The 18,128-nt window shown below is 35.8% G+C and carries 15 protein-coding genes; 11 read left to right on the top strand and 4 right to left on the bottom strand.

The window, feature by feature from the left end; translation table 11 throughout:
• Window positions 1-88: 88 nt before the first annotated feature.
• From ND855_RS04065 to ND855_RS04055, 3 genes are all read left to right on the top strand, one after another.
• Window positions 89-1,588: a cryptochrome/photolyase family protein gene (locus ND855_RS04065; protein WP_265357299.1), complete on the top strand. Its 1,500-nt coding sequence runs from the start codon at window positions 89-91 to the stop codon at window positions 1,586-1,588.
• A 169-nt stretch (window positions 1,589-1,757) separates the two neighbouring features.
• Entirely contained in the window at window positions 1,758-3,983 is a 2,226-nt protein-coding gene (gene katG, locus ND855_RS04060; RefSeq protein ID WP_265357298.1) for a catalase/peroxidase HPI, read from the top strand.
• Window positions 3,984-3,986: 3 nt separating this feature from the next.
• Window positions 3,987-4,358, top strand: coding sequence for a high-potential iron-sulfur protein (locus ND855_RS04055; protein ID WP_265357297.1), 372 nt, complete (start codon window positions 3,987-3,989; stop codon window positions 4,356-4,358).
• A 74-nt stretch (window positions 4,359-4,432) separates the two neighbouring features.
• Here ND855_RS04055 and ND855_RS04050 read toward each other — a convergent pair whose 3' ends face one another.
• Window positions 4,433-4,933: a hypothetical protein gene (locus ND855_RS04050; protein ID WP_265357296.1), complete on the bottom strand. Its 501-nt coding sequence runs from the start codon at window positions 4,931-4,933 to the stop codon at window positions 4,433-4,435.
• A gap of 141 nt (window positions 4,934-5,074) precedes the next feature.
• Between ND855_RS04050 and ND855_RS04045 the strand changes: the two genes are divergently transcribed.
• Complete coding sequence (locus ND855_RS04045; protein ID WP_265357295.1) at window positions 5,075-5,377, top strand: hypothetical protein; 303 nt, start codon at window positions 5,075-5,077, stop codon at window positions 5,375-5,377.
• Between the two features lie 5 nt (window positions 5,378-5,382).
• Here the strand turns inward: ND855_RS04045 and ND855_RS04040 are convergent, their stop codons facing one another.
• A complete protein-coding gene (locus ND855_RS04040) occupies window positions 5,383-6,819 on the bottom strand; it encodes a RecQ family ATP-dependent DNA helicase (RefSeq protein WP_265357294.1) in 1,437 nt (478 codons plus the stop codon).
• 267 nt (window positions 6,820-7,086) lie between these two features.
• Here ND855_RS04040 and ND855_RS04035 point away from each other — a divergent pair, with 267 nt between their 5' ends.
• Window positions 7,087-7,911: a type 1 glutamine amidotransferase domain-containing protein gene (locus tag ND855_RS04035; protein WP_265357293.1), complete on the top strand. Its 825-nt coding sequence runs from the start codon at window positions 7,087-7,089 to the stop codon at window positions 7,909-7,911.
• 54 nt (window positions 7,912-7,965) lie between these two features.
• Here the strand turns inward: ND855_RS04035 and ND855_RS04030 are convergent, their stop codons facing one another.
• Window positions 7,966-8,355 carry a winged helix-turn-helix transcriptional regulator gene (locus ND855_RS04030; RefSeq protein ID WP_265357292.1) on the bottom strand — a complete coding sequence of 130 codons (390 nt, stop codon included), beginning with the start codon at window positions 8,353-8,355 and terminating at the stop codon, window positions 7,966-7,968.
• A gap of 139 nt (window positions 8,356-8,494) precedes the next feature.
• Between ND855_RS04030 and ND855_RS04025 the strand changes: the two genes are divergently transcribed.
• The 6 genes from ND855_RS04025 (at window position 8,495) to ND855_RS04000 (ending at window position 15,954) form a co-directional block, all read left to right on the top strand.
• Window positions 8,495-9,112: an NADPH-dependent F420 reductase gene (locus ND855_RS04025; protein WP_265357291.1), complete on the top strand. Its 618-nt coding sequence runs from the start codon at window positions 8,495-8,497 to the stop codon at window positions 9,110-9,112.
• Between the two features lie 317 nt (window positions 9,113-9,429).
• Window positions 9,430-10,383 carry a hypothetical protein gene (locus tag ND855_RS04020; RefSeq protein ID WP_265357290.1) on the top strand — a complete coding sequence of 318 codons (954 nt, stop codon included), beginning with the start codon at window positions 9,430-9,432 and terminating at the stop codon, window positions 10,381-10,383.
• A 154-nt stretch (window positions 10,384-10,537) separates the two neighbouring features.
• Window positions 10,538-11,464, top strand: coding sequence for a CPBP family intramembrane glutamic endopeptidase (locus ND855_RS04015; RefSeq protein WP_265357289.1), 927 nt, complete (start codon window positions 10,538-10,540; stop codon window positions 11,462-11,464).
• A gap of 175 nt (window positions 11,465-11,639) precedes the next feature.
• Window positions 11,640-12,950, top strand: coding sequence for a beta-propeller fold lactonase family protein (locus ND855_RS04010; RefSeq protein WP_265357288.1), 1,311 nt, complete (start codon window positions 11,640-11,642; stop codon window positions 12,948-12,950).
• A 290-nt stretch (window positions 12,951-13,240) separates the two neighbouring features.
• A complete protein-coding gene (locus tag ND855_RS04005; protein WP_265357287.1) occupies window positions 13,241-14,476 on the top strand; it encodes a lactonase family protein in 1,236 nt (411 codons plus the stop codon).
• A 35-nt stretch (window positions 14,477-14,511) separates the two neighbouring features.
• A complete protein-coding gene (locus ND855_RS04000; protein ID WP_265357286.1) occupies window positions 14,512-15,954 on the top strand; it encodes a hypothetical protein in 1,443 nt (480 codons plus the stop codon).
• On the opposite strand, the gene ND855_RS03995 is transcribed toward ND855_RS04000, so the two are convergent.
• Window positions 15,858-18,119 (bottom strand): hypothetical protein, encoded by a 2,262-nt coding sequence (locus tag ND855_RS03995; RefSeq protein ID WP_265357285.1) that lies wholly within the window; start codon window positions 18,117-18,119, stop codon window positions 15,858-15,860. The genes ND855_RS04000 and ND855_RS03995 overlap by 97 nt on opposite strands.
• Between the last annotated feature and the right edge of the window lie 9 nt (window positions 18,120-18,128).

The following is an 18,128-nucleotide window of genomic DNA, read 5'->3' as shown; positions in this document are numbered from 1 at the left end:
ATACCTGATTTTTCTTTTAAGAATAGAACTTTTCCCAAACTTCGATTCTCATTTTTACAAACAGTTTTGTCTAAAAAATAGACAATGTATGAAAAAAGCCCTTCTCATCCTGGGAAACCAACTTTTCGATTTAGATTCGATTTTGCCCAAAGAAAAACGTTCCGAATACATAGTTTTTATACGAGAAGACAAAGAATTATGTACTTACTACCGCTTTCATAAACATAAAATTTTATTTTTCTTTTTAGCGATGAGAGCCTATTCAGAAGAACTAAAAGGATTAGGTTTTTTGGTTCACTACGAACCTTTTGATGTAAAATCCGAATCCTATGATGTGCAACTTTCAAATTTCCTTCTAAAGGAATCCATCGAAGAATTACATTACTTTGAAATCGAAGATCGTTTTTTTGAAAAAAGAATTCTATCGTTACTCCAAAAGACAAAAACAAAAGGGATCGAACATAGATCTCCTATGTTTCTCACAAAACGAAAAGATTTTGAATCCTATTTATTAACTCATAAAAAACCATTTATGAAAACTTTTTATGAATCACAAAGAAAAACATTAAATCTGTTAGTGAATGATAAAAAAGAACCTATTGGTGGGAAATGGAGTTTTGATACTGAAAATCGAAAAAAACTACCAAAATCCTACCAAGCACCAAATTTGCCCCAAATCAATTTTACAACCAAAGAGAAGGAAGTTTTTCATTTGGTGGAAACACATTTTCCAAACCATCCAGGAGAGACTGAAAATTTTTGGTTACCAACGTCTCGTAAGGGTGCCAAACATTGGTTAGAGAAATTTTTAAAAGAAAGATTAGATTTATTTGGTCCTTACGAAGATGCATTTTCACAAACCTTTCCCTTTTTGCAACATTCGGTACTCACACCCTTTTTAAATGTTGGTTTATTAACTCCAAAAGAAGTTATCGAAGCGACAATCGATCACGCAAAAAAAAATAAAATCCCAATTGAATCGTTGGAAGGTTTCATCCGACAAATCATCGGTTGGCGTGAATTCATTCGGGGAATCGATCAAAATTTTGGAGAGATCCAAGAATCAAAAAACCATTTTGGTCACAAACGGAAATTCACAAAACATTGGTTTGATGGTACTACTGGCATACCACCTCTCGATTTTGTCATAAAAAAGTGCAATCAATATGGATACGCACACCACATAGAAAGATTGATGGTACTTGGATCATTGATGGTGTTATTCGAAATCCATCCTAAAGAAGCTTACCGTTGGTTTATGGAGATGTTCATAGATTCGTCTGATTGGGTGATGGGACCCAATGTGTATGGGATGGCTCTCTTTAGTGACGGCGGAATTTTTGCCACCAAACCATACATATGCGGATCCAACTACTATCAAAAAATGGGCCAGTTCCCTAAGGGGGAATGGGAAGAAGCCGTGGATGGGTTGTACTGGTCGTTTATTGAAACGCATCAATCCGAGTTTTCCGAAAACCCACGAACCGCTGTCCTCGTTGGAAATTTACACCGAATGCAAAAAGAGAGGAAGGAAAAACTCTTTGAGACTGCCAAGATTTGGAAGGAAAAACTCACCTTAGGACCGTAAAAACTGGAAGAACGAAGGATTCGAAATAGGATCAGGACCCATCAGGTAGTTTCAGAACCAAAAAAAGGAGATTCACTGTATAAATTTAGAATGAATCTAAAAAATTTTGCTTGCCTCTGGGATTAGATTAAATCTAATTCTATACTAAATCTAGAAAGAGAAGGTTAGTATGAGAAATTTCAGACGTTTCACAATCGCTCTCCTTGTGTTGTTCCTTGGCCCAATCGGAGCCGCGGACACCAAAGAGAATCAAGGGATGGACCGCCAAAACACATCCAACCAATTTTGGTGGCCAGAACGCTTGGACTTGGCACCACTGCGCCAACACAGTGCAGAATCGAATCCTTTGGGCAGGCAGTACAATTATGCCAAAGAATTTCAGGAATTGGACATCCAAACCTTAAAACAAGAAATCAAAACCGTTATGACCACGTCCCAAGATTGGTGGCCAGCTGATTATGGACATTACGGCCCATTTTTTATCCGAATGGCCTGGCATAGTGCGGGAACCTATCGCATTTCCGATGGGCGTGGTGGTGCTGGCGGTGGACAACAACGTTTTGAACCACTCAATAGTTGGCCAGATAATGCAAACCTCGACAAAGCAAGAAGGTTGTTATGGCCGATCAAGAAAAAATATGGCAAAAAAATTTCCTGGGCTGACCTCATGGTTTTAACAGGGAACGTTGCACTGGAATCAATGGGATTCAAAACCTATGGATTTGCTGGTGGAAGGACTGATGATTGGGAAGCAGACCTAGTCTATTGGGGACCTGAAAAAAAATTCTTGGAAGACCAAAGATACAAAGGTAATCGCGAATTAAAAAACCCACTCGCTGCTGTTCAAATGGGACTTATCTATGTCAATCCAGAAGGACCTAATGGGAATCCTGACCCACTAGCAGCTGCTAAAGACATTCGTGAGACATTTGGTCGAATGGCGATGAATGACGAAGAAACTGTGGCACTGATTGCAGGTGGACATACATTCGGAAAAGCTCATGGTAAAGCAGATCCATCCAAACATGTTGGAAAAGAACCAGCAGCTGCTGGAATCGAAGAACAAGGGTTTGGTTGGAAAAACAATTATAAAAAGGGAAATGCTGAAGACACAATTACGAGTGGTCTTGAAGGAGCATGGACGGCAAACCCAACGAAATGGACAACTCAATACCTAAACAATCTATTTGGTTTTGAATGGGTTCAAACAAAAAGTCCTGCTGGTGCCATCCAATGGATTCCAAAAGATGGAGCAGGTGCAAACATGGTTCCAGATGCTCATGACAAATCTTTACGCCATGCACCTATCATGTTTACAACCGACTTGGCGTTAAAATTTGATCCAAGTTATAAATTGATCGCAAAACGATTCCAAGAAAACCCAAAAGAGTTTGAACTCGCATTTGCAAAAGCTTGGTTCAAATTGACTCACAGAGATATGGGTCCCCTCACCCGTTACATAGGAAAAGACCTTCCAAAAGAAGTATTAATTTGGCAAGATCCTGTTCCAAGTGTTTCTCACAAATTGGTAACTGCTAAGGAAATCGAAAGTCTGAAAGGAAAAATCCTTAAGTCTGGACTTACAATCCCACAACTTGTCAGAACTGCATGGGCGTCAGCATCTACGTTCCGAAGTACGGATATGCGAGGTGGTGCCAATGGTGCAAGGATCCGCCTAACACCTCAAAAAAATTGGGTGGCCAATGATCCAGAAGAGTTATCAAAAGTTCTAAATAAACTAGAACAAATCAAAGAGGACTTCAACAAGACTGGAAGTAAAATCTCTCTTGCTGACCTCATCGTTCTAGCTGGGAATGTTGCAATTGAAGAAGCGGCAAAAAAAGCAGGAATAAAAGTTTCTGTCCCATTTACTCCAGGTAGAACAGACGCCAGTTTAGAACAAACCGATGAGTATTCCTTCTCTGTATTAGAACCAAAAGCAGATGCATTTAGAAACTATTACGGACCAGGCAATTATATGTCACCAACTGAGATGTTAGTCGACAAAGCAAATATGTTGTCACTTTCCATCCCTGAGATGACTGTTTTACTTGGTGGAATGCGTGCATTAGATGCGAATACTGGTAAATCAAAACATGGAGTTTTCACTTCGAAACCAGGAGTTTTGACTAATGATTTTTTTGTGAACTTACTCGACATGTCTACCAAATGGCAAAAGTCAGAACAAACAGAAGGATTGTATGAAGGTCTCGATCGCAAAACAGGATCAAAACGATGGACTGCAACGTCTGTTGATTTGATCTTTGGCTCTCACTCAGAACTTCGTGCAGTTGCAGAAGTGTATGCCTCCGATGATGCCAAAGAAAAGTTTGTGAAAGATTTTGTTTCGGCTTGGAACAAAGTGATGATGTTAGATCGATTTGATGTGAAATAAAACATGAAGCCGTTCACGCGCAAACAATTTCTGAAACGTTCGATTGTTCTTGCGTCCACTCTCTTCCTTTTAGGGGGAGAGTGGAATTTATTTGCAAAAGGAACAAAAGAAGAAAAAATGACAGAGCCACCAGATGGCTTAAAACCAGTATCAGAAAATGATCCCACTGCACAGGCATTAGGTTTTCACCAAGACGCAAAGAATACCGATTATAATTTGTATCCAGAAAGAAAACACCCAAAAGCAAAAAACCAAGTTTGCCTCCAATGTGCCCAATTTACAAAACTCAATGAAGGTTGGGGAAAATGTTCTATATTGACGAATGGTGTTGTGGCAACAAAAGGTTGGTGTTCAGCGTTTTCTAAAAAAATGTAAGTTGAACTATGAACAGTTTTTGGTTCACTTCAATGGTTAAGCTTTTGGATTTGAACCAAAACTGGATTTTATCTCTATTGCCATTGGCACTGGCTGAGATCCACTCTTTCAAATGTCCATGGTTTATGTGCAAATTTTGCATTTTTATCTTCAATCAGATCAAAAGACTTTGATTGGGAATCCATACTCGTAAACACCAAATAAAATGGTGTGTCTTTCATTTTTGTCCGTTTCGGGCATAAGTCAACACCTTCCGATTTTAGGAATGGGTAATTGGTTCCCAACTCATCACGAAAAACCATTCCTTCCTTAAGAACACAAACTCGTTTCCAATCCTTTGTATGGAGTTTTAATTTTGTTTCAGTTTCACTCACACAAATTTGATCGAGCACCACGACTCCTAAAAACTCTGCAGAGAGTTTACAACACATCGGATTCACAGTCCAATTCCGTTCCATTACCTTCTCTTTTTCAAGTGTGGGAGAATCTGAGATTTGAGTAGGAGGAGAGGAACATGCAGAAAACAAAACAGAAAAAAACAGAATCCCGTAAATGATTGAACGAATGGATAACATGAACGCACCTAGTTACAAGAAATTTCAAAAAAATCCTGCATTTGAGAGTTTAAAATTCTATCTTTTTTTTCTGAATTTTTTCCCTTCCCCTCTATTTTGTCCTAGGTTTGCAGTAGGATAACCTTAATGAAGAGGTCAATTATGGATTACGTAGAATCACTTTTAGAAGAATACTTTGATGTTTCTAAGCAAATGGAAGATAGGACAAATGCAATTAGGGAATCAGAAAACGATCTTGAAAGTTTACTTGCCATTGAAGAAGAGATCTGCTTGGAATTTAATGTTCCACCTACTCATAAATTTAGAGATTTGTTTCGATTGATTCCAAATGGGATTACTAAAGAAAATTATGTAACCACTTCCGTTCAAAATCTTTCTAGGGAAAAAGCAAGATACTATTACAAACCTAGTGAGTTTGGTTTTGATCAATTTAAGGCAGCTTAAGTAGGTTAGTCGCTCATTAAACAAAGATCACAATTCCCACAAGAAATAAATGGGGAATCAAAATACTGGTGGATAAACTTTCTCCTACAATCATTTGTTTTGGTGTATTGGAGCATTTGGTAGAGTCGTTTTCCACCTTCCTTTTTTTTTGCTTCTAATTCTTCTCTTGAAAATAGAGAATCATCCCATTCATTTTCCAGTTGTAAGGTTCCTTGTTCTAAATCACCAGACACAAGACCCACACGCGATAATAAATTGATAGCGGTTTGAACTCTATGGTCTGACTTATTTTTATACGTCATGAAGGATTGGATTGTTTCGTAATCAAGGGCGGAAAGTTGGTCTTGTTTTTGGGATAACAACATATAGAGTTTTTTTAAGTAGGACACATCTGGATTTTGCCAATCTATAAAATCCATTTGGATCGCCAAATCGTCTTCCGTATAAAACAGTTTGCATTCAGAAGGTTTACCATCTCTCCCTGCCCTTCCAATTTCTTGGTAATAGGCTTCGATACTTCCGGGAATCTGTACATGGAAAACATTTCTGACATTCGGTTTATCAACTCCCATCCCAAATGCATTGGTAGCGAGTAACACAGCAGAATCTGATTTTAAAAATTTTGTGAGAGTCACACTTCGATCTTGGTTGGATCGTTTCCCATGATACACCAAATGAGGGAATCGTTTGGTATCCAACCATCGACTAAAATTTTCCAATTCCTGGATGAGACTAAAGTATAAAATAGAAACTCCATTTTTGGACTTTAATTCTTCTAACAACCGTTTGTATTTAGTTTCTACATCAAAACACTCTGCAACAGTCAAGTGCAAATTTGGTCGAAACAATCCATCATCAAAAATTTGGATTTCATGAGATTGTAGTCCCATTTGGTTCAAAATATCTTTTTGAACGCGACTCGAGGCAGTCGCAGTTAATGCAATTGTGGGTGGAAATTTTAAAATCTCACGGAACCAGTTAATTTTTGAATAATCAGGACGAAAGTCATGACCCCATTGGCTGATACAATGTGCTTCATCAATTGCCAATAGAGAAATTTGTAAATTGGACAGAACCTCTAAAAATTCTTTTTTTTGGAATCTTTCAGGAGAGACATATACAATTTTCAACTTACCAGCTCTTAGTGCTTCATACCGTTTTGTCCTTTCTGTGCGGTTTAAACTAGAATTGATATAAGTAGCCGAGATTCCTTTTTGCACCAAAGAATCCACTTGGTCTTTCATTAAGGCAATGAGAGGAGAGATGACAATACAAGTTCCTTGTAAAACCAAAGCAGGAATTTGGTAACAAATTGATTTCCCCATTCCTGTTGGCATAATGACCAAAGCATTCTTGCCACTGATTACGTGTTTTATGATCAATTCCTGATTCCCTCGGAATTCCGTAATTCCAAAAGTACCAAGCTGTAAGTCCGTTTTCATGATGATCCTTTCACCACAATCTAATTATGTTCATTCCATTGAGATCTTTTTTTCATACGATTTAGCTACTGATGAAATTTATTTGTAAAATGAATGGGAAAATTGATTCGTTAGTGATTAAAACCCAAACCAATAAAGCTAATTACTAATTAGTAATATACTTACCATTACTTCCATACATTCAAAACCTTACTCAATCCCTGAGTTTCCGTTTGACGATTCAATTGAAAAAATGAAATAACGAATGAAACTTTTAAGGATACTTGTATGAATCGAATCATTCACTCCATTTTATTCATCCTTATGTTTACCATACTAACTTGTGGCAAACATACAGGAGTCGTAGAAATTAAGTCCTATGTGCACCCACATGGACAACAAACAAAGGGAAAAATCCTAATGGTACTCAGTAGTCCAAGTGTATCCAAACAAACTGGTTGGCCCATTGGATTTTGGGCATCGGAACTCACACACCCAATGAGAGTCTTTATCGAATCTGGATACTCTGTTGAACTTGCTTCTACAGAAGGAGGAAAAGTTGAAATGGATTCTTATTCCAATCCAATCGATCCAAGTGGTTATTCTTCCCACGATGTAATCTCACTAGGTTACTTACAAAAAAAAGAATTCAAAGATTCCTTATCCAATACAAAAAAACTCTCCGATGTAAAGGCAGATGAGTATGTGGCGATTTTCCTAGTTGGAGGACAAGGACCAATGTTTACATACAAAGGAAATCAATTTTTACAAAACTTATTTGTTCAATTTTATGAAAACAATAAACCTGCTGTTGCCGTTTGCCACTCCACTACAATTCTTTTAGAAACGAAAAAGTCAAATGGTGAACTATTAGTAGATGGAAAAACTTGGACAGGATTTTCTGATGAAGAAGAAGACTATGCCGACAAAGCAGTGGGTCAAAAAATCCAACCGTATCGAATCCAAACAGAAGCAAAAAAATTAAAAAACACAACTTTCAAAGTCTCACCAGCTTTCTCGTCTTATGCGATCAGAGATGGTTTTTTGATCACAGGGCAACAACAAAATTCAGGAGAAGCAGCTGCAAAACTTCTCATTGATCTCCTAAATTAGTGATCCATTTCATAAAAACTACTTCTTCTAAAAATTGAAGAAGTAGTGAATCATCTATTTTTTCTTTGTTGTTTTTGCATTTGGAAATGAATCCAGATCTTCTGTATAAGCTCCCGAAGTTTTCATAAATGTAATGCCAAGCTCTCGTAACGAAATGATGATGGGGATTGTTTTTTTACCAAGTTCCGTAAGAGAGTATTCCGTACGGGGAGGGACAACCGCATACACCTTACGATGGACAAGACCATTTTCTTCCAGTTCACGAAGTGACTGTGCCAACATTTTATCGGAAATATGACTCAACGTTTTTTTGATTTCACTATACCGTAATGTTTTTTCTCTAAGTCTCCAAAGGATGGGCATCTTCCAAGCACCACCTATCCAAACTAATACAAATTCTACAGGATTATAGTACAATTTACCTTTATATTTAAATTCAGGCATATTCCTCCAATAACCTACCAATTGGTAAGTTTATTACCAAAAATGTTGGTATAGTCAAAAACTATTTATTTTCGATACAAATCGAATTGCAAATTCTAAAAATAGAACCCTTTATAGACTAAAAAAAGGAGTCTGGTGTATGAATATTGCGATCATTGGAACTGGAAATGTTGGTGGTGCCTTGGCGACGGGTTGGTCAAAAAAAGGGCATCAAATCTTTTTAGGTGTTCGTAACCCCGAGATTTTTAAAGGAAAAGAACTTCTCTCTCTTCCCAATATCTCTGCTTGTCCCATCGAAGAAGCCGTCAAACAATCTGAGGTGTTAGTGATTTGCACTCCAGCTAAAGAAACTTTGAATGTCATAAAATCGTTAGGTAGTACAACAGGCAAGATCATCATCGACACAATGAATACCATCCAAAAAAATAGTTCCAATTTGGACTCATCCACCTCAGAGACCATACTAAAAAACACACAATCCAAAGATGTTGTGAAGTGTTTTAATACAACAGGTGCCAATAATTTGTTAAATCCAAAATATGGTGAAACAAACCTCGATATGTTTATGGCTGGTGATTCCACAAGGGGGAAAGATATCGCAAAACATCTAACACTAGATTTAGGATTTACTAATTGTTATGATGTAGGTGGGAATGACAAATTTGCACTAATGGAAGAATTTGCTTTCTTTTGGATCAACATTGCTATGTTTCAAAAATTAGGCCGAGAAATTGGATTCAAATTACTAAAACGTTAAAATTGTATGATTATCCTTAAAAATAGAGTTAGATATTAACAATATCTATTAGCTCTCATACGCTTTTCATTTCCAGTAAGTGGAACGGAATCATAATGCAAACTGAAGCATTATTATCAAGGACTATCACTAACATTCTTTTTTGAGACAATCTCTATCAAAATACGGACTGCTTCAATTACATGTACACTTAGTACGCTTAACTCAACACAGCCCATTTATAACATCTGTTCAATAATAAAAGCAAAAAATAACATTAAAATAATTTAAATTATGAATTTACTATTTTTTTTGTACCATATAACATTGTATATACTATGCGGTTCATTTCCATCATCCTCGTTCTCTTTTGTTTCATAGGCTGCAGAAAAAAAGACAATTCTGATACAGAATTAACAATACTTGGCCTTTACCTTCTGACACCAAATGATGTCATCTTGGATTTGGGTTATCCTGGCTCCCAAAACCAATTACAAAACAGTGAACTTGTCGGGAAATTATCTGGGATAACTGTGAAAATTGGTGGAGTCACGGCAACGGGTGTTTCCGCTGTCTCTTCTGATACAATTCAATTCACCATGCCAAGCATTCCTGGGATCACAGAAAACCAAGCAGTCGATTTTGTGATCGAAAAAAGTGGGACCATACTCTTTTCGATTAAAGTACGGTATCGACCCATACTCAGTTGGTCAATTAACCAACCAGTCAACCTACTCCGTCCTATTGACGGAAGAGATAATAAAAGTTTTTTCCAAATCACTGCTACAAACGCAAACCATGTCTTTAATACCTTTGGTCATAATCTTTCCGACCTCGACCTTTACTACTTCACATCCCTAGGTGGTAATCCAATCCCATTTGCCGAAAAAAGAAGAACTGGTGCAGAATTTAACAAAGTATCATTAAATGCCGGGACTGTATACATAATGGTCAAACACATCAGTGGATTGGGTGGTACGTACAATTTACAAATTGCCAACAGTGGAGTTGTTGCTTCCAGTTCTGCCAAATTAACATACAGTGGTTGGACATTTAACTTATGTTATGATACAATGGGACTAGGACCTGTGACGGCTAATAACTGTGATGCGCAAATGGCAGCCTATAATCCAACAAGGACAGGACGATGTACCTATCCAAGTGACCAAGGATTAACAACACGTAATTATTATGATGAAGGTGGCTTTTCAACTGCTTACAGTGAAAACACTTGTTTAAATCCAGGAGGTGGATCACAAAACGAAGCAGAGTCAATCTTTATCCCCAATTGATGATCCAATCCATATACCATCTCCTCTTCTAAAAGATGTGATGGTAGGATTTTTTCCCTTCCATTCTTTTTCTCGTCAAAAAACAAACCTTTGTTTGGTTTTCTTTAGCTGAACGATATTCAGTCGTTGCACTAGCAATGAATTCAAATGGGAAATGAGTAAAATTTCCTATTTTTTACCTTCATTCGAAACAATGCTATACAAAAAGGGAATCTATTCCTCATTACGTTTGAATCCCATGCAAACATCAAAAAAATTCACATACTTCTTTGCTTTAGTAATCAGCGTTAGTTTCATCATCAGTTTCTTCTTATATGGAATTCAAAATAGTATCGCTGAAAACAATCCTCACGTAGAATTAAAACCCTTCTCCTATTCTAAAATCTTGTCTCGTACAACAACAGTCATCTTATTTATTTCTTTACTTTGGTTTCACAAAAGGATAGAAAAAAAACCAATTCGATCTCTCGGCTTGGAAAACATAAAAAAACGAAAGAAAGATTTAATTTTAGGATTCTTAGCTGGGATGGCATCACTTAGTTTTGTTGTTGTCACAAAGGTAATTTTTGGAGTGTCAACTTGGGCACCTAAAGAATTTTTAGCATTTGATTATTTGATCTCTCTATATTTTTTACTTTCTGTATTTTGTATTGCCTTCGTTGAAGAACTATTCTTTAGAGGTTATCTTCTTCAATCTTTTGTGGCCGAATGGGGTGAGAAAAAGGCAGCTATCTTTACTAGTTTGTTTTTTTCGATCACACATTTTATCCGGCCAATGTATGATATACTCATCTTGATTCCAGAATTCATAGGATTGTTTTTAGTAGGCTATGCATTGTCTTATGCTTGGATCTATACTCGATCCCTTTATCTGCCGATTGGGATTCATGCAGGTTGGGTGTATATTGTCAAAATGCAATCATTCTTTGTTTCTCCAATACCACACGACTATCATTGGTTATTCGGTGGTGAGAGACTAGTTACAGGTCTCATTTCATGGATGTTTATGTTTTTATTTTTAATTGGGCTCAAAAGTATTTTTGAACATATGTTAAAAAAAGACAAAATGCCAATTGGATAAGGGAATGTGGACGCATTTGAATCATGTTCATATATAGAATATTTGATTGAAAATCCAAACTTAAACAATTCAATTCAAATTATATTGACATAATCAATTGTATCAGCGAAAATTTTACAATTAGTCAATAAATTATCATTACTAAATTGTAATACTAAGTAAGGAATACAGCGAATTGAAAACCATCATCCCTTTATCAAAAACAAAACAATTCATTCAACTACTCGTTACTTATTTCATCATCTTCAATTGTAAGATGCCGGCTTTACATAACCCTTCTGATCCATTTTCTGATGAATACGGTAAAAATTTATTGTTATCGGAATTGGTAAGGTATTGGTTAAGAGATAAAGTTGTTCCAGATGGTCTCATTGTAGCTGTTTCCAAATCAGCTGTACCATACGAATCCGGAATTAGAATTTACAGAGTGGATCCTAATTTAGGGGTAACAACAGATTATGATAGTGATATCCGTTCTGCCAATGTAAATGCATTTCCTGGATGCCAACCAGTCAGGGTATCCGTTCCTCCTAACTCTAGAGACATCATTACATTTACAGGATCCGCTAGTGATCATATTGTTACTCATCGTTACGGAACTAATCGATCATTAATTCTTTTAAAAGATGAATTTTATTCTGGGATGATTCCCAGTATGGTGACTTTTAGTTCTGATAGTTCTACAATGTATGTTACTGATTTTTCGAATCCAAATAAAGTGCAGAGGCTCAATCGGGATCTAACGACTGGATCTACAAGCATTGGAAATGGAAGTGGTTATCCATTTGCTGTTGGATGTGCACCAATCTCTATCAAAACGAGTCATCTTGATAATCTGGTATTTGCGGTATCTAGTTCATATCTACCAATTGGTATCTATTCATTTAAAAATACTGGATCTGACTCAGGGGCAATCACAAGTGGGTCACCTTACAATTCAGGATCAAGTCCAAGCCAACAAAACAATTTATGTATATCAGAAAACGATAGGCTATTGTATATGACTTCAGTAAACGGAACCAATCCAATCTATGGAGTGAGGTATGATTCTGATGGGAATATGACTGCGCTACCTAACTCACCGTTTTCACCTGATTCGGGGTTCACTGCGCCAACAACAAATACGAATTATGCAACTTCATTGGTGATTGATCCACAGAATAAATTTTTAGCATTTCTATATTCTGCAGGTGGAACTTTCTACATACGACTTTTAGCAATTGATAAATCTTCTGGAAACCTAACACCAACTGACCAAAAAATTAGTGTAGGAAATTCTCCATTGCATTTAGATTGGGACAAGAGCGGAAAATTTATTTATCTCATTTCTGACACAGGTGGAACAACAAACAAATTCCAAATCGAATATTTTAAATTTACTTATGATGGAAAATTAACGAAAGGGACAAATTCTCCCATTACAATTGGAGCGATGTCTTCTGATTTTACACCTAGGCATATGACATCCATCCCACGTTATGATTAAATACGTTGTTAAACTCGATTGCAAAATTCAATCATACACAAAATTCACTACAGATTTAAAAAGTATTTAGGAAAATTCCGATTTAAGTTTATAGGGAAAACTCTAATCTTCAATTTTAATTGACAATTCTAGATTTTGATTTTAGAGTTTTAGATGTAGTCAAGAAATTGCACATACAAAAAGTATGTATTGTTCAAGTTCTAAGGACGAAACATACGGGCACATCAATGAATCACTTGATCAGAAATTTTTTACTCTTAGTATTCATATTCAGTCATTTGAAATGTTCAATGCCAGCTTTAAACAATCCTTCCGATCCATATTCAGATGAATATGGGAAGAATGTTTTATTATCAGAATTAGTAAATTACTGGCTTCGAGAAAAAATCGCACCGGATGGTCTTGTTGTATTACTTTCCAAAACTGCCGCGCCATATGAAGCAGGTTTTCGTATCTATCGAGTAGATTCCAGTTTAGGACTTACAACTGAATACGATAGTGATGTTAGATCCGCAGTAACCACTGCATTCCCAGGTTGTTCTCCGATTCGAGTGGCGATTCCGCCAAAATCCAGAGATATCATCACCATAACGGGAGCAGGCAGTGATCGAATTGCTGTCCACAGATATGGAATCGATCGTTCCTTATCACTGCTCCAAGATAAAAATGGGTATGGAGTTCCTACATTTATGAACTTCAATGAAAATGGAACAGATGCTTACATTACGAATACAGTAGCTAGTCCTAACGTTGTTTCTCGATTGATTAGGGACTCGACCAGCGGTGGTTTTACTGTAAACAATGGAACTAATTACCCATTTGGTATTGGTTGTGCACCAGTTTCGCTTAGAATTAGTAGCAAAGATGATATTGTTTTTGCTGTAAATGCATCCTTATCTCCAATTGGCATCAATGTTTTCAAAAATACTGGATCTAACTCTGGAATCGTAGTATCTGGATCACCATTTGGAACTGCAGACAATCCTAGCCAGCACAATAACCTCTGTTTATCGGAATCCAATAAATTAATTTATATGACTTCGAATAATGCGACTAATCCAATTTATGGTTATCGTTATGATTCGAATGGAAATATGACTATCTTACCAAGCTCCCCATTTTCACCTGATTCAGGTTATAGTAGTGGAGCCTCTAGCAATGACAATTTTTCAACTTCAATGGCAATTGATCCTAACGGAAAATATCTAGCGCATTTATACCAAGTAGGTGGAACTTATTTTATTCGCTTACTTTCGATTGATGTTACATCCGGAAATTTGACACAAACCGACCAGAAGTTAAGTGTTGGGAATGCACCGAAGATGATGGAGTGGGATGGTAGTGGGAGATTTATATATTTAGTATCTGATACAGGTGGAACGACGAACAATTACCAACTCGAATACTTTAATTTCTCAGCAGATGGTAAATTGGTTCGTGGTGTCAATTCACCGATTACAGTAAGCCCAATGACCAATGGATACTCTCCTCGTCATGTAAAAGCGATCCAAAGATATTACCAATAACGTTGCTTAGTTTTGAATCATTTTCTTTCCTTAAGTTGAAACAATTCCGCATTCCTCTCGTATTCGGAATTTCCATTTATGCTATACTCTTATTCGCATTTAACGGGGTTCCAGATGCGGATATCTTTTATCATTTTGCAATCGCAAAACTTTACCTAAAAGAAGGATTTGTATCCAAATTACCTTGGCCAGAAATCGCAATCCAATCTAAAGAATTTACTGATTATCATTTTCTATTTCACATCCTTCAGATTCCTTTTTTAATCTTACCTTTCGAAGAATCTATAGTAATCAAGCTATTCATTTTATGTTCGATTTCAGTTTTGTTATATACAGTATTATTGTATATACATTCCAAATCGCCGGAAACTTCTCCTTATTTGATTGTTACTTTTTTTATCCTAGGTTCTATCCTTTTCACGGGACGGATGTTATTTGGAAGAGGAAATTTAATTTTTTTTAGTCTTTACTTTTTATGTTTATACCATTGGCATCCAAAATTCATTTACCGAATATTTGTAATATCGTTTTTATCGGTATGGACTTATTCTGGATTCCCTTACCTAATTATTACCGCTACATGCATATTTTTTCTAGACCCTAATAAAGATAATTTCAAAATACTCATTTCAATTGCCAGTGGAATACTATTTGGCCTATTATGCCATCCATCTTTTCCCCATCAATTCAAAGGTTACTTTATCGAATTAGTTTTACAAACAATGCCTCCTAATGGTATTGAACCCATTGCGGAATGGTTGGCTCCAACTCGTGATATCATCATCCTTGGATTTGTTTTTATATTTCCGCTTCTTCTCCTTGCTTTTAAAAACTTACTTCAAAACAAATGGGAACCAACAAGTATCGTATTCTTATTTTTAGGAATCACCAATTTAATTTTTGCTGGCTCATCAATGAGAGTCTTTGAAATCAGCTGGCTTATGTTTTTTGTTTTTATTTTTTCGAATTTGAAACTTTCCCTTAATTATCAATTGGCAGTTACAATTCTATTATTTATTTTACAGTTCCCGATTGCTTATGATAAAATGGGACAACAATTTAAATCTTCAGAATCCAAGTATGGACAAATTGTAACAGATTGGATTCGATTTAATATTCCTAAGGGTGAACGCATTTTCTTATCTTGGGCAGATTATCCCTACTTTACCTTCAAGATACCCGAATATCGATTTTTATTTGGCTTGAATCCACTATATGCTTGGTCCTATGACCAAAATTCCTACTTCACACAAAAAGCATTCTTTGAAAGTAATGTCCAAGGTTTCGAAATGATCCCAAAAGTCATGAATTATAACACAGTAGTCATAAATAAACAGTACTATGGTTACACAGCTAAATCTTTTAGGGCAATATCAACTGACTATTTTTTAGCATTTGAAAACGAAAAGTATGCTATTTTTGTAAGAACAGAAACGACACAAAACAACACAAAGCAAAACAACATAAATCCCAAATAGATTTTCCCTGATAAAGGAGACAAGTTTGTAATATAATTTACATTCTGACTCTCTGGTCGTAAAGGAATTTGAAATTCTTTTGCTGAATCATCTAATAATATAATTCCATTTTCGAAATTTTTGGCTGAAAAATAGGATTGTATTCCTATAGTTTTATACTGCTCGTTCTGAGTTTTTGGAAGTTCCTTTAAAAGCAATTCCAAACTCCTTTCCGTTTGCATTTTGGAACTGGTGATACTAGAATCGACTAACAATAAACCAGGTTTTCCCTTTTTCTCCAATCCTTGCAACCAAGATTGTTCTCCCAATTGGTTATCATTCGATATTAAAATCAATGCAGAAAGATCAGGAAGAATCAAATCTAAAGATGATATATTTTCTCTATTGATGCGTATTATTTTTGTTTGGTAGCCCAAATTAGAAAGATACATTTGGAGTAAATTGCTAGTTCTTAAAAAAGATTGGTAACCATATTCTTTATTTTGATTTAAAGTATCTGCATGTAATAGTCCTATCGGCTTAACATACTTGGTATTCTTATTTGGCAAAACCTTAACAATTTTAAATGGTCCTTCTTCCCAAAAGACTGACAAACGATTCCTTTGCTTATCAATATACTCATTAAAATCTGGAGAAAATCCCATAAGATATTGAACACCGGAACGAAGTAAAAAATCCAAATAATATCCAGGATCATTATTTCCCTTTAAATAAACTAGGGAGTCCCTCCAATCTATATCGGTTCCCCAACGAAACGAATGTACAAAACCAAAGGATTGCCAATTGAATACTAAAGTTGAATAATACGAAGATTCTACAGTTAGTCCTAAATTATTTTTTATGCCAGATTGATAAAACAATGGAATCCAAAAATGGGGGCTTCCAAATACAGCTTTTGATTTGATAATCTCAGGTTGTACAATTGAATTTGGAGGTAATGTTTTTAATCCGAATGTAAGGCGATCATATAATTGTAATTCTTCTTTTGACCTTGCCTCTTTCCATAAAGGAGAATTGTATTCTTGGTATCTGAATGGATCAAAAATGATGAATAAGTAAACTTGTGTTATTAATATAAAAAATAAACTAGGAACTAAAGGTAATAACTGTTTTTGGATTCTAAGCGTAAAAACTATTAGAAATGGAGTAAGGATGGAAACGGCTATAAAAAAGGTATCAAAGGCTCTATAATTGTGAATTTTAATATTGGGTATGATATAACCAAAGGAATAATCTAGTGACATCCAAAAAAAAATGAGTAATACTATTGTAATAAATCGACTACGTAAATTATTTTGCAAATTTCTTAATTGAAACGTAAGTGCGATTAGAATGAATAAATACAACCAACGTCCAGAACGCAACAATTCAATCACAAATGCAAGAGTTAGATTTTCTCCTGATTGAGAAGCTTTAAAGGCCTTATCATATACATCTCTACTCAGGATTGATAAAATAGGTGGATAGGAATATCCATAGAACACTGAACTTGTATATTCCGAATATCGGAAAAAATTGTATAACACGGGGAGTATCAAGATAAAAATCGAAAAGAGCGAAATAACTAAAATTCGTTTATGTTGAATCCAAAAATTTCGATACACTACAAAGTATACAAACAAAATTAGTAAATAGAAAATAGAGCTTAGCAAGTGGGAATAAAAAACCAAGGCAGATAAACTAACAAATGCAATTAATCTTTTCCTATTTGGATCAATTCGATATCTGTCAATGATTATGACAGCAAAAAAGAATAATGCATGAGTAAAACTTGAAATTACAGTACCTTCTATAATACCAACGATACTTGTTCCCTGCAATCCTTCACCAGCATAATTGAAATAAAACAAGATCGAAATCATACCTAACAAAAGGCGGACCTGCAAAGGGTAACGTTTCCAAAAAAATTGGTTTCCAAATTGATAAATGGAGAAACCTAAAAAACAGATTGTAATAAAAACGGAAATGGAAAAAGCAAACTCAATAGGAATCAACAAAATTGAATGGATTCCATATACTAAAAAATAATAAAACGGGGGATAAAAATAAAAAACAGGGAACCCACCAAACCATACATCTGACCATCCTATGGCCACGCCACTTTCAATTATCTTGGCAAATTCTTTTGCTAATACAACATGCCCAGGTGTATCCCAGCCACTCAAAGTATCTCC

The organism is Leptospira paudalimensis, from assembly GCF_026151345.1.
GTDB classification, from domain to species: domain Bacteria; phylum Spirochaetota; class Leptospiria; order Leptospirales; family Leptospiraceae; genus Leptospira_A; species Leptospira_A paudalimensis.
Note: the sequence above shows the minus strand (reverse complement) of the source record. Positions and strands in the feature narration are given on the sequence as shown.